The 20706-nt window shown below is 68.7% G+C and carries 20 protein-coding genes and 1 riboswitch; of the genes, 16 read left to right on the top strand and 4 right to left on the bottom strand.

Annotation, left to right across the window (positions count from 1 at the left end; genetic code table 11):
* Nucleotides 1-192 precede the first annotated feature (192 nt).
* From rpoE to recO, 9 genes are all read left to right on the top strand, one after another.
* Nucleotides 193-819, top strand: a complete 627-nt coding sequence (gene rpoE / locus CNR27_RS10840; RefSeq protein ID WP_096298690.1) for an RNA polymerase sigma factor RpoE — start codon at nucleotides 193-195, stop codon at nucleotides 817-819.
* Nucleotides 816-1754: an RseA family anti-sigma factor gene (locus tag CNR27_RS10835; RefSeq protein ID WP_096298688.1), complete on the top strand. Its 939-nt coding sequence runs from the start codon at nucleotides 816-818 to the stop codon at nucleotides 1752-1754. Before rpoE ends, CNR27_RS10835 begins: the two co-directional genes overlap by 4 nt.
* Nucleotides 1755-1914: 160 nt before the next feature.
* Nucleotides 1915-3381, top strand: a complete 1467-nt coding sequence (locus CNR27_RS10830; protein WP_245815812.1) for a Do family serine endopeptidase — start codon at nucleotides 1915-1917, stop codon at nucleotides 3379-3381.
* 184 nt (nucleotides 3382-3565) lie between these two features.
* On the top strand, nucleotides 3566-5362 hold the full coding sequence (gene lepA, locus CNR27_RS10825; protein WP_179948245.1) for a translation elongation factor 4: 1797 nt from the start codon (nucleotides 3566-3568) through the stop codon (nucleotides 5360-5362).
* 60 nt (nucleotides 5363-5422) lie between these two features.
* Nucleotides 5423-6217, top strand: coding sequence for a signal peptidase I (gene lepB, locus CNR27_RS10820; protein ID WP_096298684.1), 795 nt, complete (start codon nucleotides 5423-5425; stop codon nucleotides 6215-6217).
* 25 nt (nucleotides 6218-6242) lie between these two features.
* On the top strand, nucleotides 6243-6623 hold the full coding sequence (locus tag CNR27_RS10815; protein WP_096298682.1) for a DUF4845 domain-containing protein: 381 nt from the start codon (nucleotides 6243-6245) through the stop codon (nucleotides 6621-6623).
* On the top strand, nucleotides 6607-7290 hold the full coding sequence (gene rnc, locus CNR27_RS10810; protein ID WP_245815607.1) for a ribonuclease III: 684 nt from the start codon (nucleotides 6607-6609) through the stop codon (nucleotides 7288-7290). The genes CNR27_RS10815 and rnc overlap by 17 nt, the downstream gene beginning before the upstream one ends.
* A 44-nt stretch (nucleotides 7291-7334) precedes the next feature.
* Nucleotides 7335-8240: a GTPase Era gene (gene era, locus CNR27_RS10805; protein ID WP_096298678.1), complete on the top strand. Its 906-nt coding sequence runs from the start codon at nucleotides 7335-7337 to the stop codon at nucleotides 8238-8240.
* Between the two features lie 128 nt (nucleotides 8241-8368).
* Nucleotides 8369-9085 (top strand): DNA repair protein RecO, encoded by a 717-nt coding sequence (gene recO / locus CNR27_RS10800; protein WP_096298676.1) that lies wholly within the window; start codon nucleotides 8369-8371, stop codon nucleotides 9083-9085.
* 3 nt (nucleotides 9086-9088) lie between these two features.
* On the opposite strand, the gene CNR27_RS10795 is transcribed toward recO, so the two are convergent.
* Complete coding sequence (locus CNR27_RS10795; protein ID WP_096298674.1) at nucleotides 9089-9826, bottom strand: response regulator transcription factor; 738 nt, start codon at nucleotides 9824-9826, stop codon at nucleotides 9089-9091.
* Between the two features lie 50 nt (nucleotides 9827-9876).
* On the opposite strand from CNR27_RS10795, the gene CNR27_RS10790 reads away from it, so the two are divergent.
* From CNR27_RS10790 to CNR27_RS10760, 7 genes are all read left to right on the top strand, one after another.
* Nucleotides 9877-11886 (top strand): hypothetical protein, encoded by a 2010-nt coding sequence (locus CNR27_RS10790; protein WP_096298673.1) that lies wholly within the window; start codon nucleotides 9877-9879, stop codon nucleotides 11884-11886.
* Nucleotides 11887-11918: 32 nt separating this feature from the next.
* Nucleotides 11919-12500, top strand: coding sequence for a YdbL family probable chaperone protein (locus CNR27_RS10785; RefSeq protein ID WP_096298671.1), 582 nt, complete (start codon nucleotides 11919-11921; stop codon nucleotides 12498-12500).
* A 271-nt stretch (nucleotides 12501-12771) separates the two neighbouring features.
* Nucleotides 12772-14112, top strand: coding sequence for a 23S rRNA (uracil(1939)-C(5))-methyltransferase RlmD (gene rlmD / locus CNR27_RS10780; RefSeq protein ID WP_187346086.1), 1341 nt, complete (start codon nucleotides 12772-12774; stop codon nucleotides 14110-14112).
* 4 nt (nucleotides 14113-14116) lie between these two features.
* The gene (locus tag CNR27_RS10775) at nucleotides 14117-14620 is read left to right on the top strand and encodes a CYTH domain-containing protein (RefSeq protein WP_096298667.1); all 504 of its coding nucleotides are present in this window, start codon (nucleotides 14117-14119) and stop codon (nucleotides 14618-14620) included.
* 195 nt (nucleotides 14621-14815) lie between these two features.
* Nucleotides 14816-15799, top strand: a complete 984-nt coding sequence (gene nagZ / locus CNR27_RS10770; protein WP_096300571.1) for a beta-N-acetylhexosaminidase — start codon at nucleotides 14816-14818, stop codon at nucleotides 15797-15799.
* Nucleotides 15796-16356, top strand: coding sequence for a hypoxanthine-guanine phosphoribosyltransferase (locus CNR27_RS10765; RefSeq protein WP_096298665.1), 561 nt, complete (start codon nucleotides 15796-15798; stop codon nucleotides 16354-16356). Before nagZ ends, CNR27_RS10765 begins: the two co-directional genes overlap by 4 nt.
* 193 nt (nucleotides 16357-16549) lie before the next feature.
* Complete coding sequence (locus CNR27_RS10760; protein ID WP_096298663.1) at nucleotides 16550-17305, top strand: S-methyl-5'-thioinosine phosphorylase; 756 nt, start codon at nucleotides 16550-16552, stop codon at nucleotides 17303-17305.
* 130 nt (nucleotides 17306-17435) lie between these two features.
* Here the strand turns inward: CNR27_RS10760 and CNR27_RS10755 are convergent, their stop codons facing one another.
* The 3 genes from CNR27_RS10755 to CNR27_RS10745 all read right to left on the bottom strand — a co-directional run bounded on the left by CNR27_RS10755 (nucleotide 17436) and on the right by CNR27_RS10745 (nucleotide 20552).
* Nucleotides 17436-19319 (bottom strand): TonB-dependent receptor domain-containing protein, encoded by a 1884-nt coding sequence (locus CNR27_RS10755; RefSeq protein ID WP_096300569.1) that lies wholly within the window; start codon nucleotides 19317-19319, stop codon nucleotides 17436-17438.
* Between the two features lie 132 nt (nucleotides 19320-19451).
* Nucleotides 19452-19671: riboswitch (cobalamin riboswitch) on the bottom strand.
* Nucleotides 19672-19704: 33 nt separating this feature from the next.
* Nucleotides 19705-20058 (bottom strand): TfoX/Sxy family protein, encoded by a 354-nt coding sequence (locus CNR27_RS10750; protein ID WP_096298661.1) that lies wholly within the window; start codon nucleotides 20056-20058, stop codon nucleotides 19705-19707.
* Nucleotides 20055-20552 (bottom strand): GAF domain-containing protein, encoded by a 498-nt coding sequence (locus CNR27_RS10745; RefSeq protein ID WP_096298660.1) that lies wholly within the window; start codon nucleotides 20550-20552, stop codon nucleotides 20055-20057. Before CNR27_RS10745 ends, CNR27_RS10750 begins: the two co-directional genes overlap by 4 nt.
* Between the last annotated feature and the right edge of the window lie 154 nt (nucleotides 20553-20706).

Raw genomic sequence — 20706 nt, 5'->3', positions numbered from 1 at the left:
ACAGCGGCCGACTGGATCAGCGGAAAGCGTGTCATCGGGGCACCGCCTGCGACTTGGCATACGCGGGCATCGCCCCCAGACCATGCGTTGGTGCGCGGCAACACTGCCACACCGGCTGTGAGGAACTTTTCGCGCAGCGGCCTGTCTTACTGCCCGTGCCAGGCCGGGCTTCTTCTGAGGAGATCCGGTCCGATGGCCGAGCACAGCGACAGCCGGGAGCGAACTGAACTGGACGAGGAACTGGTCAAACGGGTGCAGGGCGGAGATGTCGCGGCGTTCGATCTGCTGGTGCGCAAATACCAACACCGGATCGCGGCACTGATCGGTCGCTACATCTCGGACTGGGGCGAAGTGCAGGACGTCGCACAGGAAACCTTCATCCGCGCCTACCGGGCGATGGCGAACTTCCGCGGAGATTCCCAGTTCTACACCTGGCTGCATCGCATCGCGGTCAACACGGCGAAGAACCACCTGGTTGCCCACAACCGGCGCCCGCCGACCGACGCCATCGACGTCGAGGATGCCGAGCAATTCGACAGCAGCATCCGCCTGCGCGACAGCGACACGCCAGAGCGTGAACTGATGCGTCAGCAGCTGGAACAAACGGTGATGCGCGCGGTCGAAGCTCTGCCCGAGGAACTACGGCTCGCGATCAGCCTGCGCGAGGTCGACGGCCTGAGCTACGAAGAGATCGCCGAACGCATGGGCTGCCCGATCGGCACCGTGCGTTCAAGGATCTTCCGGGCCCGCGAGGCGATCGATCGCGAACTGCGGCCTTTGATGGACAACGAGAGACAAGTGGAGCGCGTGACCCGATGAACACAGTCGACGATATCGAAATCCTGCAGCCCGGTCCCGATCCCGACAAGCTCGAGCGCTTCCACCGCCAGCAGCTGTCGGCGATGCTCGACGCTGAACTGTCGCACGACCAGGCGCGCTTCCTGCGCCGCCGGCTCGAACACGACGCTGAACTTTCGGGCTGCTTCGAGCGGTGGCAGGTCTGTGGCGATGTGCTGCGCGGTCGCCATGTCTCGCTGTTGCCGCCCGACTTCGCCGAACGCGTGGCGCGTGGCATCGCCACTGACGGCACTGTCTCCGTGGTCATCGCGGACGCCAGGCGCCCGCGTCTGCTGCGCTGGGGCGGCGGGGCTGCGCTCGTGGCTTCGGTCGCACTGGTGGCCCTGTTCGTCGGCCGCCCGGGTGCGGTCGATGCGCCCGTGACTGCGACGCCGGCGGTGGCCAATGCCGCGCCGGTGACGCCTGCTCCGGTCGCGGTCGACGCGATCGCGGATGCGTCCATGCAGGTGGCGGACCTGCAGGAAAGTGCGCCGGCGGCGGTCGCCGCAGCAGCACCCCGCGGCGCCACCGAGCGTGCTTCGCGCGGCCAGTCGCAGCGCGCCGCGGTGCGTGTCGGCCAGGGCCTTCAGCCGGCCGAGACGCGCGCGGTCGCTTCGTCTCCCGCGACGCGTGCTGGCGAGGGCGCTGGCGCACATGCCGGCGTCGGCGTGGCCATGGCCATGGCTGGCGCCGCAGCGGCCGAACCGGGCTTTTCCGACGTGCCGGCCGTTGCCCGCCCGTGGCCGAGGGCGTCGTCCCTTTCCGCCAACAGCAGCTTCTCCGTCCGTCAGGGCGAACGGTTCGCTGCGCCGTCGTGGGATGCGCGGGAAACCCAGACCAGTACGGTACTGCCACGGTTCCCGGTCGATCCCGCCGATGCCGCGTCCGTTCCCGGCGCGTCGCAGATGCTGCCCTGAGTTCCCTGAAAGCTCACGGTGGCGTGCGCCGGCGCGCCTCCCGCGAGCGTGATTCCGTCCCATTCCACATTCCACCGAGTCCAGCATGACCTCGATGAAAAAGTCCCTGCTCACGATGTCCCTCGTCGCTGCGCTGTCGGCCGCGACGACTGCTTTCCTCATGCCTGATGCCGTCGCGCAGTCCGCTGCGCAGACGCCTGCCGATACCGCAGCCAGCGTGTCATCGACGTCCGCCGCGCCCCTGGTCAGCGGGCTGCCCGATTTCACCCGTCTGGTCGAGCGCGTCACCCCTGCGGTCGTGAGTATCGAGTCGACGATCGGCGCGCGTCAGGCGAGCGGACAGCAGATGCCGGACGATGCGCAGATCCCGGAGATCTTCCGCCGCTTCTTCGGGCCGGGCTTCGAGATGCCCGGCGGTCCGGGCGGCCGTGGCAGCGCGCCGCGGGGCACCTCGATGGGCACCGGCTTCATCATCTCTTCCGACGGCTACCTGCTGACCAACCATCACGTGGTGGACGGCGCCGACGAGGTGAAGGTGCGGCTGTCCGACCGTCGCGAATTCGTCGCCAAGGTGGTCGGCAGCGACGCGGAGTCCGATGTCGCGGTGCTCAAGATCGACGCGACGGGGCTGCCGACGCTGCGTTTCGGCAACGGCGCGAGCGTCAGGCCGGGCCAGTGGGCGGTCGCGATCGGCTCGCCGTTCGGGTTCGAGCAGTCGGTCACCGCCGGCATCGTCAGCGCGGTGCAGCGCTCCAACCCCTACGCCAACCAGCGCTACGTGCCGTTCATCCAGACCGATGTCCCGATCAACCGTGGCAACTCCGGTGGTCCGCTGCTCAATGTCGCGGGCGAGGTGATCGGCATCAACTCGCAGATCTTCAGCAACTCCGGCGGCTACATGGGCGTCAGCTTCGCGATCCCGATCGACGTGGCCGCGAACGTGGCCGAGCAGATCAAGAAGACCGGCAGCGTGCAGCGCGGTTCGCTGGGCGTGCAGGTCTCGGCGATCACGCCGCAGGACATGGCCGGCTTCAAGCTGCCCGACACCAAGGGCGCCCTGGTCCAGGAGGTCCTGCCCGGCAGCCCCGCGCAGAAGGCCGGCATCGAGCCGGGGGACGTGATCCGTTCGGTCGACGGCACCGAAATCGTGTCGTCCAGCGAGTTGCCGCCGCTTGTTGGCAGCAAGACGCCGGGCACCCGGGTGCGGGTCGGGATCTTCCGCGAAGGTCGTACCCGCGAGTTCGACGTCACCCTGTCGGCGCTCGAGGGGGCAGCGACTTCCGCCGCGGCGGGTACGCAGTCGCAGGCGCCGGCCGCCGCGACGGGTGGCAATGCGCTCGGCCTGGTTGGCCGCGATCTCGACGCGGCCCAGCGTCGGCAGTACGGGCTCGGCAACGATGAGGGCGTGCTGGTGGCCAATGCCGGGACGGGCGCCGCGGCCAGGGCCGGTATCGCGCCGGGCGACGTCATCCTGCGCGTCGGCCGCACGCCGGTCGCCAGCGCGGCGGCGCTCGACCGCGCGCTGCGCGAGATCAAGCCGGGCGATACCGTGATGCTGCTGGTCCGCGGACGCAGCGGCGGCACCCAGTACCGGGCCGTGCCGGTGCCTGCCGCCGCCGAGCGCTGAACGGCAGCGTTCCTGGCAGGCATGGAACGGCCCGCTCGCGCAGCGGGCCGTTCCTTTTCCGGCCCTCATTGGCGCGCGCGCCTGGCCGGTCACGACCCGGCCGCGTGCGGTGCGGGCGCTGTGCGATAATCGCCCGTTACCTTTTCGACGACGGCCCGGCCGCCGCCCAATGACCCACGATCCGATGCGGAACATCCGCAACTTCTCCATCATTGCCCACGTCGACCATGGCAAGTCGACGCTTGCCGATCGCATCATCCAGCTCTGTGGCGGCCTGCAGGCGCGCGAGATGGAGGCGCAGGTGCTCGACTCGAATCCGATCGAGCGCGAGCGCGGCATCACGATCAAGGCGCAATCGGTCTCGCTGCCTTACAAGGCGCGCGACGGGCAGATCTACCACCTGAACTTCATCGACACGCCCGGCCACGTGGACTTCTCCTATGAAGTCAGCCGCTCGCTGGCTGCGTGCGAAGGCGCGCTGCTGGTGGTGGACGCGGCGCAGGGCGTCGAGGCGCAGTCGGTCGCCAACTGCTACACGGCGGTGGAGCAGGGCCTGGAAGTGATTCCGGTGCTCAACAAGATCGACCTGCCCACGGCCGACATCGAGAAGGCCAAGGCCGAGATCGAAGCGGTGATCGGCATCGACGCCGAGGATGCCGTCGCGGTCAGCGCGAAGACGGGGCTCAATGTCGAAGAGGTGCTCGAGGCGATCGTGCACCGCATTCCGCCGCCGAAGCCGCGCGATACCGACCGGCTGCAGGCGCTGATCATCGACTCCTGGTTCGACAACTACCTCGGCGTGGTGTCGCTGGTGCGCGTGATGCAGGGCGAGATCACGCCCAAGAGCAAGATCCTGGTGATGTCGACCGGGCGCACGCACGACGTCGACAAGGTCGGCGTGTTCACCCCGAAGCGCAAGGAACTGCCGGCCCTGCGTGCAGGCGAAGTGGGCTGGATCACCGCGTCGATCAAGGACGTGCACGGTGCGCCGGTCGGCGACACGCTGACCCTGGCCGCGAAGCCCGCCGACAAGGCGCTCCCCGGGTTCCAGGAAATGCAGCCGCGCGTGTTCGCGGGCCTGTTCCCGGTCAACGCCGAGGACTACCCGGACCTGCGCGAGGCGCTGGACAAGCTGCGTCTCAACGACGCCGCGCTTCGCTTCGAGCCCGAAAGCTCCGAGGCGATGGGCTTCGGCTTCCGCTGCGGCTTCCTCGGCATGCTGCACATGGAGATCGTGCAGGAGCGCCTGGAGCGCGAGTACGACCTCGACCTGATCAGCACCGCGCCGACGGTGATCTACGAGGTGCTCAAGGCCGACGGTGAAGTGATCTCGCTCGACAATCCGGCCAAGTTGCCGCAGTCGAACCTGATCGAGGAAGTGCGCGAGCCGATCATCCGCGCCAACATCCTCACCCCCGAGGCCTACATCGGCGCGATCATCAAGCTGTGCGAGGACAAGCGCGGCGTGCAGATCGGCATCCAGTACATGGCCAGCCAGGTGCAGATCAGCTACGAGCTGCCGATGGCCGAAGTGGTGCTGGATTTCTTCGACAAGCTCAAGTCGGTCAGCCGCGGCTACGCCTCGCTCGACTATCACTTCCTGCGCTTCCAGGCCGGTCCGTTCGTGCGCGTGGATACGCTGATCAACGGCGACAAGGTGGATGCGCTCTCGCTCATCGTCCATCGCAGCCACGCCGACCGGCGGGGTCGCGAGCTGACCGAGAAGATGAAGGAACTGATCCCCCGTCAGCAGTTCGACGTGGCGATCCAGGCTGCGATCGGCGCGCAGATCATCGCCCGGACCACGGTCAAGGCGCTGCGCAAGAACGTGCTGGCCAAGTGCTATGGCGGCGATATCTCGCGCAAGAAGAAGCTTCTGGAGAAGCAGAAGGAAGGCAAGAAGCGCATGAAGCAGGTAGGCCGCGTCGAGATCCCGCAGGAAGCCTTCCTCGCTGTGCTGAGCACGTCGCGCGAGTCCTGATCCGTGGTTTGATATCGCCGGCGCGCGCGCCGGCCCGTCCGAGTTATTCGAGGATTCCGCATGAAATGGTTCGAGACCGCACTGGTCGTGCTGACGTTGCTGACCGGCGTTATCTGGCTGCTCGACAAGCTGGTGCTGGCGAAGGCGCGTGCGCGCCGTGCCGGACTGCTCGAGGAGAAGGAGCCGGTCGTCGTCGACTACGCGAAGGCGTTCTTCCCGGTCCTGATCGTCGTGCTGATCCTGCGCAGCTTCGTCGCCGAGCCGTTCCGCATTCCGTCGAGTTCGATGATGCCGACGCTGCTGATCGGCGATTTCATCCTGGTCAACAAGTTCAGCTACGGCATCCGCCTGCCGATCACCAACAAGAAGATCATCGACATCGGCGAGCCGGCGCGGGGCGACGTGGTGGTGTTCCGGCCGCCGCAGCATCCCGATCAGGACTGGATCAAGCGCGTCATCGGCCTGCCCGGCGACACCATCGAATTCCGCGACAACCAGGTGTACGTCAACGGCACTCCGTTCTCCTATGAGCGCGTGGGGACCTACGAGGGTGTCGGCCGCGGCGCGGAGATGACCGGCGCATCGCTTTATGTCGAGCAGATGCCCGATCGCCGCCACGAGATCCTGCAGATCGACCAGGCCGCGCCCTTCCACCTGGGCGAGGGCACCTTCCATGTGCCGCAGGGCCATTATTTCGTCATGGGCGACAACCGCGACCGCAGTGATGACGGCCGCTTCTGGGGTACGCTTCCCGAAACGCAGCTGCGTGGCAAGGCGTTCCTGATCTGGATGAACGTCGACACCACTGCGCCGGGTTGGGTCGATTGGGGAAGAATCGGCCAGGGCATCAAGTAACCACCATCGGCTCCAGGGGACCTCAATGAAGCGCACGCAACGCGGCATCACCCTGCTGGGATTCATCATCGTCCTGGCAGTCGTCGGCTTCTTCGCCTATGTGGGCATGAAGCTCTTCCCGATGTATTCGGAGTACTACAGCGTCAAGGCTGCGCTCAAGGGCCTGGCCAGCGAGCCGGGCACCGCATCGTCGGATCCCGCGCGCATCCAGGACCTGTTCTTCCGCCGCCTGTACATCAGCTACTCGGAAAACGTGAAGCCGCAGAACGTCAAGATCCGTCGCGCCGACAACGGCTGGCTGATGGACGTGCAGTACGAGGTCCGTGTGCCGCTTGTCTTCAATCTCGATGTCGTGGGCAAGTTCCACGCGACCCAGGCGCTGGTGCGCGGTGGCAACGGAGTTTGATCGCCAGCAGGGCCGGTTCGCGGGGCATGTGTTCCGCCAGCCCGAGCTCCTGACCCAGGCGCTGACGCACCGCAGTGCCGGCGCCCCGCACAACGAGCGCCTCGAGTTCCTCGGTGATGCGATCCTCGGCGCGTTCATCGCCGAGGCGCTGTATGCGCGCTGGCCCAATGCCGACGAAGGCACCCTGACCCGCGCGCGGGCCGAACTGGTACGCGAGTCCTCACTGGCCGCAGTGGCGCGAGAGCTCGATCTTGGCGCGCGACTGGTGCTGGGGCCGGGTGAACTGAAGTCCGGCGGGCATCGACGCGATTCCATCCTGTCGGACGCACTCGAGGCGGTGATCGCCGCCATCTACCTCGACGCCGGCCTGGAAACCTGCCGCGCCGTGGTGCTGCCGCTGTTCGAGAAGACCTTCGTGGCGCTGGCCGGCGGCCGTGTCGCCAAGGACGCCAAAACCCGCCTGCAGGAGTGGCTGCAGGGCCGGCAGAAGGCGTTGCCGGTCTATGAACTGCTCGCCGAAAGCGGCGAGGAACATGCCAAGACCTTCCTCGTGCGCTGCGTGCTGGCCGATGCCGGGCTCGCGGCCGAAGGGCAGGGCACGTCGCGCCGGGCCGCTGAACAGCAGGCGGCCGAAGCCCTGATTGCCCAGCTCGAAGCCGCGCACTGACAGCCGGAGCACAGCGGGGCGCCGGCACGCCGTAGAATGCCGGTATGACCGAACCCCACACCACGCCCCATCGCGCCGGCTCCGTTGCCGTCATCGGCCGACCCAATGTCGGCAAGTCCACCCTGGTCAATGCCCTCGTAGGCGCCAAGGTGAGCATCGTCTCCAACCGACCGCAGACCACCCGGCACCGCCTGCTCGGCATCGCGTCCTTCCCGGAGGGCCAGTTGCTGCTGGTCGACACGCCCGGCATCCACCACGAGCAGAAGCGGGCGATGAACCGGATCATGAACCGGGCCGCGCGCGGCGCGCTGGAAGGCGTGGACGCCGCGCTGCTGGTAGTCGTGGCCGGACGCTGGGACGACGAGGACACGCTGGCGTTCGACACGCTGCACGAGGCCGGCGTGCCGGTCGTGCTGGTCGTCAACCAGGTAGACCGCATCAAGGACAAGACCCAGTTGCTGCCGTACCTGCAGAAGGTGACCGAAGGGCGCGACTTCGCCGGCGTCGTGCCCTTGTCCGCGCTCAAGCGCAAGGGTCTCGAGCAGCTGGTCTCGACCGTACTGCCGCTGCTGCCCGAACAGGGCGCCCTCTACGGCGAAGACGAGATCACCGACAAGAGCCAACGATTTCTGGCCGGCGAACTCGTGCGCGAGCAGCTGATGCGCCAGCTCGGCAACGAGCTGCCGTATGCGACGACGGTGGAGATCGAGAGTTTTTCACTCGATGGCAGGATGCTGCGCATCGGCGCGGTGATCTGGGTCGAACGCGAAGGCCAGAAAGCGATCGTGATCGGCAAGGCCGGCACCCGCCTGAAGGAGATCAGCACCAAGGCCCGCATGGGCATGGAACGGCTGTTCGACGCCAAGGTATTCCTGGAAACCTGGGTCCGCGTGCGCGAGGGCTGGTCCGACGACGAGGCCGCGCTCAAGGCGCTGGGCTACGGCGACTGACGCTCGCCGCGTGGGCATGCGCCTGATGTCGGACGGACTGGATCCTCGCGCCGTTCGCGCCTCCTCGCTCCAGCCATCCGGCGTCGCCCATCCTGTCAGCCTCGGCTGAGCGGACCCGCGGAGCAACCGTGCGTATCGAAGACGAGTCCGCGTTCGTACTGCATGCGCGGCCATGGCGGGAGACCAGCCTGCTGGTCGAGGTCCTGAGCCGCGATCACGGACGTCTGGGTCTGGTCGCGCGCGGCGTGCAGGGCCCGAAGAAGCATGTGCTGCGGGCTGCGTTGCAGCCGTTGCAGCACATCCGGCTCAGTGCGGTGCTTCTGGGCGAACTTGCGCAGCTGCGCGGGGCCGAAGCGCTCGACGCGGCGCCCCGCTTGACCGGCGATGCGATGCTGGCCGGCTTCTACGTCAGCGAGCTGGTGCTGCGGCTCGCGCCCAGGCAGGACCCATCGCCAGCGTTGTATGAAGCGTTCGACCAGGTGCGCCAGCGTCTACCGCAGCCGGGCCTGGCATGGACGCTGCGCAGGTTCGAGCGCGACCTGCTCGACGCGATCGGCCTGGGGTTCGCCTACGACACCGATGGTGACGGCGAGCAGATCGACCCCGCGGCCCGCTACCGGCTCGACCCCGAGCACGGCCCGCGCCGGCTGCATCTCGATGGAGGTTCCGCCGACCGTACTACCGCCCCGACGGGCGCGGCGCTGCTGGCGATCGGCGCCGATATCGCGCCGGCGGCTGCCGACATGGCCAGCCTGCGACGCGCGTTCCGCGACGTGCTGCGCCACCATCTGGGGCCGCGCCCGTTGAAGTCCTGGGAACTGGCCGCGGACCTGGCGCGGCGTTGATCCTCAGCTGCCCCCGGGGGCGTGCGCGCTGGCCCGCGTCTCGGCGAGCGCATGAAGGAACGACTGCAGCGCGGGCGCCGAGTCCGGTTCCGCACTGAGCAGACGTGATGCCAGTCCCAGCCGTTCGGCACCGACGAAGCCGCAACTGGCGCGCAAGCGGTGCAGGGCGCCCAGCAATGCAGCGGCATCGCCATCCGCAGCCGCGGTTTCGATCTGCTCGCGGGTGCCGTCGAGTTCGCCGATGAACAGTTCGCGCAGGCCGCGGACGTTGTGCATCTGACCGCCAACCGCGGCCAGCGCGGACTGCTGGTTCCATAACGGCGCTTCGCCACTGCGGCGCGCATCGGGCATTGGCGGCGCCGCAGGGACGCGGTTGACCGGGTGGCGCGCGAGCACCCGGCGCAGGGCGCCCTGCCAGTCGTGGGTCGAGACCGGTTTGCTGAGCGCGATCGCGAAGCCCTCCGCGCACAGTGCATCGAGCGCGCGCCGCTCGCGCGCAGCGGTGTGTGCGATGGCGGGCGTGTCGCGACCATCCGCGCGGAGCCTGGCGAGCAGGGCTGCGCCGGTGCCGTCGGGGAGATTGGCGTCGATCAGCCACGCGTCGTAGGTATTGCTCGACGCCAGCGCGAAGCCGGTCTCGACCGAGTCGGCAATGTCGACTTCGGCCGGAAGGGCCGCACTTGCGGCGTGCAGGAAACTGCGGCTTGTAGGGTCGTCCTCGACCAGCAGCAATCGGTTCATCGCGTCCTCGATGTGACGGGTATCCTGCGGCGATGCCGCGCCCCGTTCCGATGATCCTAACCCTGTTTCTGGCCTGTGTGCCGGTGCTCGTGCAGGCGCAGTCGATGCAGGCGCGGATCAAGCGGGTCGAGGCCGCCGGTACGACCCTGCGCGACGTCCGCGTCCGCCTGGATTGGCCCACCGACGCCCCCGAGGGGCGCCTGCGGCTGCAGGCGGGCGATCTCGATGCGGGTGCACTGGGCTGGCGCTTCCGCGACCTGGACTGGCAATGCCCGCTGCAGCGCGAGACCACCGGCGTGACGCCGCGCTGGCGTTGCGCCGGCCCCGTGCGCAGCGGCGACGGGCCGGCGCTGCAACTGGCGCTGGTGCTCGACGCGGCCGCGACCGCCGCGACGCTGGTCTCCGGCGACGCGCGGGTCGGCCTGGTCCGCGACAGCGCGACGCCCGAGATCACCCGCATCGATCTCCGCCAGGTGCCGGCGGCCTGGGTCGAGGCGCTGGTACGCGAGGCCTGGTCGGTGGCGCGGCTGCCGCGCGGCAGACTGGACGGCAAGGTCCACATCAACGCACACAGCGCGCGGCCCCTGGACGTGGACGCCGACCTCGCAGTCACCGCGCTCGCGCTGGAGACCGACGACGCGAGCGCGGCTGCCGACGGGCTGACAGGCGACCTCGCGATCCGCTTCCTGCTGCCCGATGACGCGCTCACGGCAACGGTCGACGGTCGCCTGCGCGGTGGCGAACTGCTGGTGGGCAACGCCTATGTCGTCCTGCCGGAATCGCCGGTCACGTTCGGCGTGGACCTCGCGCGCGCGGGTGCCGGGGACTGGGCGCTGCCTCGGCTGCAGTGGCGTGACGGGGCCACGCTGCAGGTCGATGGCCAGGCGCGATTGCGTCCGGATCTCGAGATCGCCTCGCTCGGGCTCAGCCTTGCCAGCCACGATGCCGCCGCGGTGCCTGGACGTTATCTCTCGGGCTGGCTCGGCCAGGCCGGTATCCAGGGACTGACCCTGAGCGGCGGTTTCCGCGCCGGCCTCGAGCTGGACGATGCTGCGCTGCGCAGCGCGGAGCTGTCGTTGACCGGGCTGGACGTCGGCGATAGCGACGGGCGGTTCCGTTTCGACCGGCTCGACGGTGCGCTGCGCTACTCGGCCGCGGCGCCGGTGCTTGGCAGCGTCGGCTGGCAGGGTGGCGCGCTCTACGGCATGTCCTTCGACGCCGCGGACTGGCACCTCGAGAGCCGGGACGGCCTGCTGCGACTGCGTGAGCTGGTTGAAGTGCCATTCCTCGGCGGCCAGATCGGCTTCGACTCGCTGGAGGTACAGCTGCCGTCGGCCCGGTCGGGGCTGCGTATGGCAACGGCACTGCGGCTCGATGCGATCGATGTCGGTGCGCTGGCCCGTTCCCTGGACTGGCCGGCCTTCGAGGGCACGCTGACCGGCCACATTCCAACGGTGCGCTATGCCGACAACCGCATCGATTTCGATGGCGGTCTTTCGATCGGTCTGTTCGATGGCCGCGTGGATGTTTCCTCGCTCGCGGTCGAACGTCCGTTCGGTGTACTGCCCACCGTCACCAGCGATCTGGTCCTGACCGGACTCGACCTGCACGCGCTGACCGGTGTATTCGGCTTCGGCAGCATCGAGGGCCGCCTGCACGGACGTATCGACGGGCTGCGCCTCGTCGACTGGAACGCGACCGCGTTCGACGCCGAACTGCACACGGAACCTGCGCCCGGCGTACGCCAGCGCATCAGCCAGCGCGCGGTGCAGGACATCTCGAGCGTCGGCGATGCTTCGTTCGTGACGACGCTGCAGGGCAGGGCGATCGCGCTGTTCGACGATTTCGGCTATCGCGGCATCGGGATCTCGTGCCGGTTGCGCAACGAAGTCTGCAGGATGGGCGGCCTGCGTTCAGAGGGCAACGCCTTTACTATCGTGCGCGGCGCAGGCCTGCCGCGGCTGGACGTCGTGGGGTTCAATCGTGATGTCGACTGGCCGACGCTGGTCGAGCGCCTCGTTGCCGCAGCGGGTGGAGATGTTGCGCCGGTCATCGAATGACCGGCGCCCGATCAATCAGAGGAGACAAACAGATGGCGCGTTGGATGGGTTTGCCGGCCGTGGCCGCATTGGCGTTGACCGCCTGCGTGACGATCAATGTCTATTTTCCCGCGGCCGAAGCGCGCGAAGCGGCGCGCGAGTTCGTCGAGAAGGTGATCGGCGACGAGCCGCCGGAAGCGGTGCCCGGTGGTGGCATGGCCGCGACGACGCCGCGCTTCGATCCGTGGATGCTGCTCGGCATCGGCAGCGCACAGGCGCAGACGCCCGACATCAACATCCGAACGCCGGCGATCCTGGCGATCCAGTCGCGGATGGAGCAGCGCTTCAACAGCACGCTGCGGCCGCATTTCGACTCCGGCGCGCTCGGCTTCGGCGGCAACGGCATGATCGTCGTGCGCGACGCCTCGCAGTTGCCGATCAAGGACCGGGTGGCCGTCAATGCCGCAGTCGCCGACGACAACCGCGACCGCCAGGCGGTGTATCGAGAGATCGCCGTCGCCAACGGTCATCCGGAATGGGAATCGCAGATCCGCGACGTGTTCGCGCGCCAGTGGATCGCCAGTGCCCGGCCTGGCTGGTGGTACCAGCAGGGCGGCAGCTGGATGCAGAAGTAGCGCCGGATCTTTCTGCAGTCGATGCGGTTGGCGGTGGGTGGGACTGCGGTCGACGGCGGTTGCGGGGGTTGCTCCGGCGCAGGTGACGCGCGCCTGACGTCGCGTGCCGGGCCGCGACTTTCAGTCCCCTCGCACGCGGGTCCATCGGGCGCTCATCTGCGGGGCGGCGCTGCAGCGAGTGCTTCCAGGCGGCGCTGAGAGATCCCAAGCCCAGATGCGCTGCACGCATCTGCGACAATACGCGGCCCTTTTGCCCAGCAGCCTTCGCCACGTGGCCAGATCCCGCCGCCTCGACCAGACCCCATTCTCCGCCGATATCGTCGATCTGACCCATGACGGTCGCGGCGTCGCGCGCCTGCCCGATGGCAAGGCCGTGTTCGTCGCCGGCGCGCTGCCCGGCGAGCAGGTCATGGCGATGCGGACGGCGCGTTCGCGCCATTTCGACGAGGCGACGACACTCGAGGTCGTTTCCGCCTCGCCGCATCGGGTGATACCCCGATGCCCGCATTTCGGCGTGTGTGGAGGCTGCGTGCTGCAGCATCTCGACGCCGACCAGCAGATCCTCGCCAAGGCGCGCGTGCTGCGGGAAAACTTCGAGCGCATCGGCCATGTGACGCCGCAGCGCTGGATGGAACCGATCGTCGACCGCGCCTGGAACTACCGCCGCAAGGGCAGGTTCTCGGTCAAGCGGGTGGACAAGAAGGACAGGACGCTGGTGGGCTTTCGCGAGCGCGATCCGCGCTTCGTCGCCGACCTGCGCGAGTGCCATACGGTGATCGAACCGATCGCGGCGATCATTCCGTTGCTGTCGGGCCTGATCGACGGACTGGAAGCGCGCGCGACGATTCCGCAGATCGAATTCATCGCCGGCGATCCGCGCCCCGAGTTCGACGGCATCGCGCTGGTCTTCCGGCATCTGCAACCGCTCAGTGACACCGACGCGTCCGCACTGCTCGCGTTCGGCCAGGCGCAGCGGATGGCGATCTTCCTGCAGCCGGGCGGCGTCGACAGCGTGCATGCGCTTTGGCCGGCCGCGCCGGCGCTTTCGTTCCGCCTCGAGGACTGGGACGTCGAACTGGGGTTCCGGCCCCTGGACTTCATCCAGGTCAACGCCGGCCTCAACCGCACGATGATCGCCCGCACCCTGGAGCTGCTCGACGTGCAGCCCGAGGACCGGGTGCTCGATCTGTTCTGCGGACTCGGTAATTTCACCCTGCCGCTGGCGCGTCGCGTGCGCGAGGTCGTCGGCGTCGAAGGCGAGGCCGGGCTCGTCGCTCGCGCGAAAGAGAATGCCCTGCGCAACGGCCTGGCGAACGCGCAGTTCCATGCCGCCGATCTGACCCAGGATCAGCGCGGCGCGCCATGGATGCGGCAGGGCTTCGACAAGCTGCTGCTCGATCCGCCGCGCTCGGGCGCGATCGACGTGCTGCGCCAGCTGCCGCTCGAACGCTTCGGCCGAATCGTCTATGTGAGCTGCCACCCCGCATCGCTGGCGCGCGATGCCGGGTATCTGGTCAACGAGCGCGGATGGACGCTGTCCGAGGCTGGCGTCATGGACATGTTCCCCCAGACCGCGCACGTCGAGTCCATCGCCCTGTTCGAGAAGCGCTGAACCCATGGGCATCGAGATCGAGCGCAAGTTCCTGGTGACCGGCGATGGCTGGCGCGCGGCCGCGCATGCGGTCGTGCCGATGGCGCAGGGCTATCTCAACGATGCCGCGTCGATCGAAACCGGCGCGCAGAAGGCGTCGGTGCGCGTACGCATCGAGGGCGAGGCCGCGTTTCTCAACATCAAGTCGCGCGATGCGGGTACCACCCGCCAGGAATTCGAGCTGCCCCTGTCGATGGACGACGCGAAGGCATTGCTGGAGCTCTGTGTCGGCGGGCGTGTGGAGAAGCGTCGTCACCTCGTGCGCCACGCCGGGCATCTGTGGGAGGTGGACGAATTCCTCGGCGACAACGCCGGCCTGGTGGTCGCCGAGATCGAGCTGGACGATCCCGAGGAGACCTTCGCCCACCCTGACTGGCTGGGCGCGGAAGTGACCGCGCAGACGCGTTACTTCAATCTCGCGCTCGCCGCGCGCCCGTTCTCCAGCTGGGATGCCGCCGAACGCGGCTGAAGCTGTAGGCAAGCGAGCCTGCCGGGGCTGCGCCGAGGACCCGCGTTTCATCTGCGCGGCCCGCAGGCGCTGGCGTCGGCGCCCGGGCCGAGGCGCCTCGGCACGGCCGACGCCCCACACGGCAACGGCATACACGCCGGCATCTGCGACAATGCCGGTCCGCGTCGTCCGGCGCGCTCGATGGAGATGTCAGCAATGCTTGTGATCGGCGTGGCCGGCACCGAACTCACCGCGCAGGAGCGTGACTGGCTGCAGCACGACGCCTGCGCCGGCGTGATCCTGTTCAAGCGCAACTTCGCCTCGCGCGCGCAGATCCGTGAACTGTCGGCCGCGATCCGGGAGGCCGCGCCGCGTCCGCAGCTCGTCTGCGTGGACCAGGAGGGCGGCCGCGTGCAGCGCTTCCAGGAGGGCTACAGCGAGCTGCCGTCGCTGGCCGGTTTCGGCGTGCAGTACCTCGCCGATCCCGCAGCAGCGACCGCTGCCGCGCGCGCGCATGCGCGGCTGATGGCGCAGGAAATCCGTGCCAGCGGTGTCGACCTGAGCTTCGCGCCGGTGGTCGATGTCGGCCATGGCAATCTTGCGATCGGGGACCGCGCGTTCTCCGACGATCCGCACGTCGTCGCGGCACTGACCCGCGCCTATGTCGAAGGCATGCACGAGGCCGGCATGGCGGCGACCCTCAAGCACTTCCCCGGCCACGGTTCGGTGCGCGAAGACACGCATTTCGACGACGCGGTCGATCGCCGCAGCCTCGACGACATCCGCGCCCACGACCTGGTGCCGTTCGTCGCCGGAATCGACGCAGGCGCCGACGCGGTGATGCTCGCGCACGTGGTGTACCCGCAGGTCGCGCCGGAGCCCGCCGGCTACTCGCCGGTTTGGATCAACACGATCCTGCGCGAGGAAATGGGCTTCCGTGGCGTGGTGTTCTCCGACGACATCGGCATGGCCGCTGCGTTCTCGGCCGGTGGCATCAAGGCGCGCGTCGATGCGCACCTCGATGCAGGCTGCGATGTCGTGCTGGTCTGTCACCCCGAACTCGTCGCCGAGTCGCTGGCCGCCGTCGAAGGCCGCGCGCTCAACACCATGGCCCTGACCGGACTGATCGGGCGTGGCCCGCTCGGCTGGGATGGCGCACTGGCCGGCGCTCCCGCCGGCCGCACCGGAGATATCGCATGAACGTGCCCCGCCTCGACGACGTACTCGACACCGCCGACCTGCTGTTCGACCGCGACACGTTGGAAGAGGTCATCGAGACCATGGCCGAGGAGATCGCCGACGACTACGGCGACGACGACCAGCCGCCGGTGTTCATCACCATCATGCACGGCGGCATGCCGTTCGCCGCGCAGCTGGCCTTTGCGATCGGCGAGAACGAGGTCGATCTCGAATTCGACTATCTGCATGCCACGCGCTACCGCGGCGCCACGACCGGATCCGGCCTGGCCTGGCTGCATCGTCCTGCGACTCCGCTGCAGGGGCGTCGCGTGCTGCTGGTCGACGACATTCTCGACGAGGGCCATACGCTCAAGGCGGTACGCCAGTGGGTCGAGGACCAGGGCGCGGCCGACGTGCGGGTCGCGGTGCTCGCGGTCAAACTCCACGATCGCGGCATCGCCGACGTCGAAGCCGATTACGTCGGCGTCGAGGTGCCGGACCGGTACGTCTTCGGCTACGGCATGGATTTCCACGAGCAGGGGCGCAATCTCCCCGGGATTTACGCACTCGCGGAGTGATCCGCATGCGCGCTGCAGTGTCGCTGGGCGAGTGCGGCGCCGAACGGGCGTAGCCGCAGGCCGCATTCTCGGCCTGCGCGCGCTCCCTCCTGTGGCGCGCGGCCTGCGAGCCGTCCCAGGGCACGCTGTCGTTCACACCGTGTCGGCGGACATTGTCCGCTCCGCTTCCGCTTCCATCCCCATCGAGAACTTCATGGACCTTGGCATCGACCTCGCCGTCATCGGCGGCACCGGCCTCTACCAGCTGGCCGAACTCGAGGATGTCGAACCGCATCAGCCGGTCACGCGCTATGGCGCGCTGTCGGGCCCGGTACGGGTCGGCACCCTGGACGGCCGCCGCGTGGCATTCCTTGCCCGCCACGGCGAAGGGCACTCGGTGCCGCCGCACCGGGTGAACTACCGCGCCAATCTCGCCGCGCTGCAGGCGCTGGGGGCCAGGCAGGTCCTGGCGCTCAATACCGTCGGCGGCATTACAGAACGCTTCGGTCCGCGCGTGCTGGCGTGCCCGGACCAGCTGATCGACTACACATGGGGCCGGGTGTCGACGTTCTCCGAGGAGGAGGGCAGCGACTTGCTGCACATCGATTTCGGCGATCCCTATACGCCGGCGCTGCGCCGGCGCGTACTCGATGCAGCGGCGGCCGCGGGCGTGATGCTGGTCGACGGCGGCTGCTATGGCGCCACCCAGGGCCCACGGCTGGAGACGCGCGCGGAGATCGTGCGCCTGCGTCGTGACGGCTGCGACCTGGTCGGCATGACCGGGATGCCGGAGGCGAGCCTGGCCCGCGAACTCGGGCTCGATTACGCATGCCTGGCGATCGTCGCCAACTGGGCGGCGGGCGCAGGCCCGCAGGTCGACGAAGTGATCACGTTCCAGCACGTGCTCGACAACGTCGCTGCCGCGTCGTCGGGCATTCCGCCGCTGCTCCGGGCGCTGCTGGCCGCCTGAGCGGTGGCCTGCGTGGGCCTGCCCGCGGGATGCCGAAAGCGCATGTGGATGCGTCGGCTGTTTGCGCATCCGCACGTGTCACGCCACGCCCTGCAGGAATGAAAGCCCCGCATTGCGGGGCTTTTCCGCTTCAGCGGGCGACCGGTGCCCAGCGCAGCGCCAGTCCGTACTCGCGGCCCGGCTGGTTGTACCAGGCGATGGTTTCGTAGGCCTTGTCCAGGAGATTGCTCGCGCGTGCTTCCAGCGTCCAGTCGGGGTCGAACGCCCAGGCCACACGCAGGTCCAGCGTGCCGTAACCGGCCACGCGCACGGTGTTCGCCAGGTTGTCGAACCGGCCGCTGGCAGCGCGCAATGTGCTGCCGATGCGCAGCTCGCCGAAGTCGCGGTCGATGTCCAGACGCGCCGTGTTGCGCGCACGGCGTGCCAGCAGGTTGTCGTGGTTCACGCCTTCGCTGCGGTCGCGGGGATCCACATGACCCAGCTCGCCCGTGAGGTCCCAGCCAGCGGCAGCGACCGCAAAGGTCAGTTCCGCGCCGCGGATGCGCGCCTGTTCGATGTTCAGGCCGGTGCCGAGGTAGTCCGGCGGCGGGTAGAGCAGCACGATGAGGTCGTCGATGCGGCTTTCGAACACGTCGAACGTCCAGTTCCAGCCCTCGCCGTCCTGCGAGACGCCGAGATTCACGCTCCTCGAGCGCTCGGGCCTGAGGTCGGGGCTTTCCGAGCCGGGGTAGTACAGGTCGTTGAACGTCGGGGCCTTGAAGCCGGTGCCGGCGGTCGCGCGAAGACGGATGCCGCGGGACAGGTCCATGCCCCAGCCGAGGCTGCCGGTGCCGTGGCCGCCGAACTGTTCGTTGTCGTCATGGCGCGCGCTTGCCTGCAGGCGATGTGCGCCGAAACGGGCCTGGTATTCGGCGAAGGTGGCAAAGGTGTCGCGCCGGGTGACCGCGTAGGCGGTCATGCTTTCGACGTTGTCGGACTGCCAGTCGAACCCCAGGCTCAAGGCCTGCGTCGGCGCGAGGTCGAAGCCCGCCTGCAGTGCTGCGGTATCGCGGCGGGTGTCGAACCGGCCCACGTCGCTGTGCGTGCCGTTGCCTTCGTCGTAAAAATAGGTCGTCGACTTGTCGTACGCGCGGCCGGCCTGCGCCGTGAGGCGCACGACCTCCGATGGTGCATAGCCCAGTGTGGCCCCCGTGACCTGCTGCACGTTGTGGGACTCGTTGCCACCGAAGATGCTGCCGTCGTATTCGTTGAGGGCATCGGCATGCAGGGCGTTGGCCTCGAGCGTGAGCCCGTCCGCCAGGTCCAGGCCACCGCGCAGATTGAGCGAACGGTTGCGGTAACCGTCGCGGTCGGGCTCGTCGACGAAGCAGCCCTCCAGCAGCGTGCCCGAACCCCGACAGGCGTCGATGCCGTCGGTGCGCTGGAACGCGGCGTCGACGCCGAACCAGGCGTGTCCGCTGCGGCCTCCGATGCCGGCGCTGGATTCGCGCAGCGCGTGACTGCCGACGCCGAGCCGCGCGCGTGGCGTGATCGCGCCATCGCTGCGGCGGGTGAAGATCTGGATCACGCCGCCGATGGCTTCCGAGCCGTACAGGCTCGATCGCGGACCGCGCACGATCTCGATGCGTTCGATCTGGTCCACCGGGATGTCCTGGATGGCGGCGAAGCCGGCGGTTGCGGTGCCGATGCGGATGCCGTCGAGCAGTACCAGGACGTGATCGGACTCGGCGCCGCGCATGAAGATGGTGCTGACCTTGCCGGGACCGCCCTGGTTGCTGATCTGGATGCCGGCGCGGCCTTGCAGCAGCCCGGGCAGGTCGCGGGCCTGGCTGCGCTCGATCTCGGCGCGGTCGATGACCTGGGCGGGTACCAGCGTCTCGCGCAGGCTGCTGTGCATACGCGAGGCGGTGACGAACACGGTGTCCAGATCGCTGGCGCCGGCAGCGGGCGCTGCCTGGGCAAGGGGCGAGGCGAGGGCGGTGACGATCGCCACGCTCAGGGTACGGAACGGCATTGCGGTCTCCTTGCGGCACGCGCACCCGCGCACGAACCGCGTTTCGGTCATGAGGATCGCAGGACGACGGACAGGCTGCCGGTCGGGCACGCATGCGCGCCCGGAACGCCGCCGCGATGCCCGCCGCATCGCAATCGAAGAGGCTTCGTGGCCGGTCTCCGGACTTGCGCGTGGGAGTGGACTCCCGGGCGTCGCGCCTTCCCGTGCTCGGGCACAGTGGCGGATGCGACGCCTTGGACACGCTTACCGTTGCGGGGGCAGTGCCGGACTGGCGCTCGAGGCGCGTCACCGGCTTCCCGTTTCAACCCGGGCGGCAGAACGCCGGCGGGTCACCATGAAGCTGCGCGGATTGTACGTGAGCGGGAACCACTCGCGCGGTGCGCGATCAGTCGCCGCGATCCCCGCCCGGTGATTCCGCGGACGCGGTTTCGTTGACGGTCGTCGTGACCGGACCGGCGGCCATGCGGGCGCGCGGATCGGGCAATTGTGCGGTCGCAGCCTCGGCCGCCTGGACGAGCTGCTGGCGGCGCGGCTCGGGCAGGTCCTGCCAATGGCAGTCGAGCAGCGCGCCTTCGAGCGAATAGAGCAGGTTGAGACTCGGTTTGAAGCCCGCGCGTCGCACCCGAACGAAGGCCTCGACCGCGCCCGCGGCCTCGAGATCCTCACGCGTGCGCAGGCCCACCTGGCGCAGCCACGCTGCGGACTTGGGGCCGATGTTGCGCAGCTTCGGCATGGTCACCCCGCGCCGCCCTCGCGTGCGCTGTCCACGAAGATCGCCGCCAGCGTTTCCAGGCCGGCCTGGTCGTCGGCATCGAAGCGTGCCGGCAGCGGACTGTCGAGGTCGAAGACCCCGATCAGGCGCTCGCCGTCATAAAGCGGCACGACGAGTTCGGAACGCGAGGCGCTGTCGCAGGCGATGTGCCCGGGAAACGCGTGTACGTCGTCGACGCGCTGGGTCGTGCGCGTGCGCGCCGCGGCACCGCAGACCCCCTTGTCGAGCGGAATGCGCACGCAGGCCGGCAGCCCCTGGAACGGACCGACCACGAGTTCCTTGCCGTCGAACAGATAGAAGCCGACCCAGTTGAGATCGGGCAGGGCGTGATAGACCAGGGCCGAGAGATTCGCGGCGTTGGCGATCGAGTCGCGTTCGCCGTGCAGGAGTGCCCGGGCCTGCGCTGCAAGCGCGGCATACTGCTCGGCCTTGGAGCCGGTGACGGGTGAAGATGTGAACATGTCGCGCAGTGTAGCAGCGGCCCTGCAGGCGCCAGGCACGCGCAACGCGTGGCTGCGGGGGACGCATCACCTGCATCGCATGCATCCGCGCGCAGCCTTTCCGGTGTTGCCGCAGGCGCGCCGGACGCCACTCCTGACATTCGCACGACGGTCT

This window comes from Luteimonas chenhongjianii (assembly GCF_002327105.1).
GTDB classification, from domain to species: Bacteria; Pseudomonadota; Gammaproteobacteria; order Xanthomonadales; family Xanthomonadaceae; genus Luteimonas; species Luteimonas chenhongjianii.
Note: the sequence above shows the minus strand (reverse complement) of the source record. Positions and strands in the feature narration are given on the sequence as shown.

What these genes read in the sequence shown, in the direction of transcription:
- CNR27_RS10760 (WP_096298663.1), top strand. Translation starts at nt 16,550, where the DNA reads ATGGACCTTGGCATCGACCTCGCCGTCATCGGCGGCACCGGCCTCTAC.
- nagZ (WP_096300571.1), top strand. Translation starts at nt 14,816, where the DNA reads ATGCTTGTGATCGGCGTGGCCGGCACCGAACTCACCGCGCAGGAGCGT.
- CNR27_RS10765 (WP_096298665.1), top strand. Translation starts at nt 15,796, where the DNA reads ATGAACGTGCCCCGCCTCGACGACGTACTCGACACCGCCGACCTGCTG.
- lepB (WP_096298684.1), top strand. Translation starts at nt 5,423, where the DNA reads ATGAAATGGTTCGAGACCGCACTGGTCGTGCTGACGTTGCTGACCGGC.
- CNR27_RS10785 (WP_096298671.1), top strand. Translation starts at nt 11,919, where the DNA reads ATGGCGCGTTGGATGGGTTTGCCGGCCGTGGCCGCATTGGCGTTGACC.
- CNR27_RS10830 (WP_245815812.1), top strand. Translation starts at nt 1,915, where the DNA reads ATGCCTGATGCCGTCGCGCAGTCCGCTGCGCAGACGCCTGCCGATACC.
- CNR27_RS10755 (WP_096300569.1), bottom strand. Translation starts at nt 19,319, where the DNA reads ATGCCGTTCCGTACCCTGAGCGTGGCGATCGTCACCGCCCTCGCCTCG.
- CNR27_RS10790 (WP_096298673.1), top strand. Translation starts at nt 9,877, where the DNA reads ATGATCCTAACCCTGTTTCTGGCCTGTGTGCCGGTGCTCGTGCAGGCG.
- CNR27_RS10745 (WP_096298660.1), bottom strand. Translation starts at nt 20,552, where the DNA reads ATGTTCACATCTTCACCCGTCACCGGCTCCAAGGCCGAGCAGTATGCC.
- CNR27_RS10775 (WP_096298667.1), top strand. Translation starts at nt 14,117, where the DNA reads ATGGGCATCGAGATCGAGCGCAAGTTCCTGGTGACCGGCGATGGCTGG.
- rpoE (WP_096298690.1), top strand. Translation starts at nt 193, where the DNA reads ATGGCCGAGCACAGCGACAGCCGGGAGCGAACTGAACTGGACGAGGAA.
- CNR27_RS10815 (WP_096298682.1), top strand. Translation starts at nt 6,243, where the DNA reads ATGAAGCGCACGCAACGCGGCATCACCCTGCTGGGATTCATCATCGTC.
- lepA (WP_179948245.1), top strand. Translation starts at nt 3,566, where the DNA reads ATGCGGAACATCCGCAACTTCTCCATCATTGCCCACGTCGACCATGGC.
- CNR27_RS10795 (WP_096298674.1), bottom strand. Translation starts at nt 9,826, where the DNA reads ATGAACCGATTGCTGCTGGTCGAGGACGACCCTACAAGCCGCAGTTTC.
- era (WP_096298678.1), top strand. Translation starts at nt 7,335, where the DNA reads ATGACCGAACCCCACACCACGCCCCATCGCGCCGGCTCCGTTGCCGTC.
- CNR27_RS10835 (WP_096298688.1), top strand. Translation starts at nt 816, where the DNA reads ATGAACACAGTCGACGATATCGAAATCCTGCAGCCCGGTCCCGATCCC.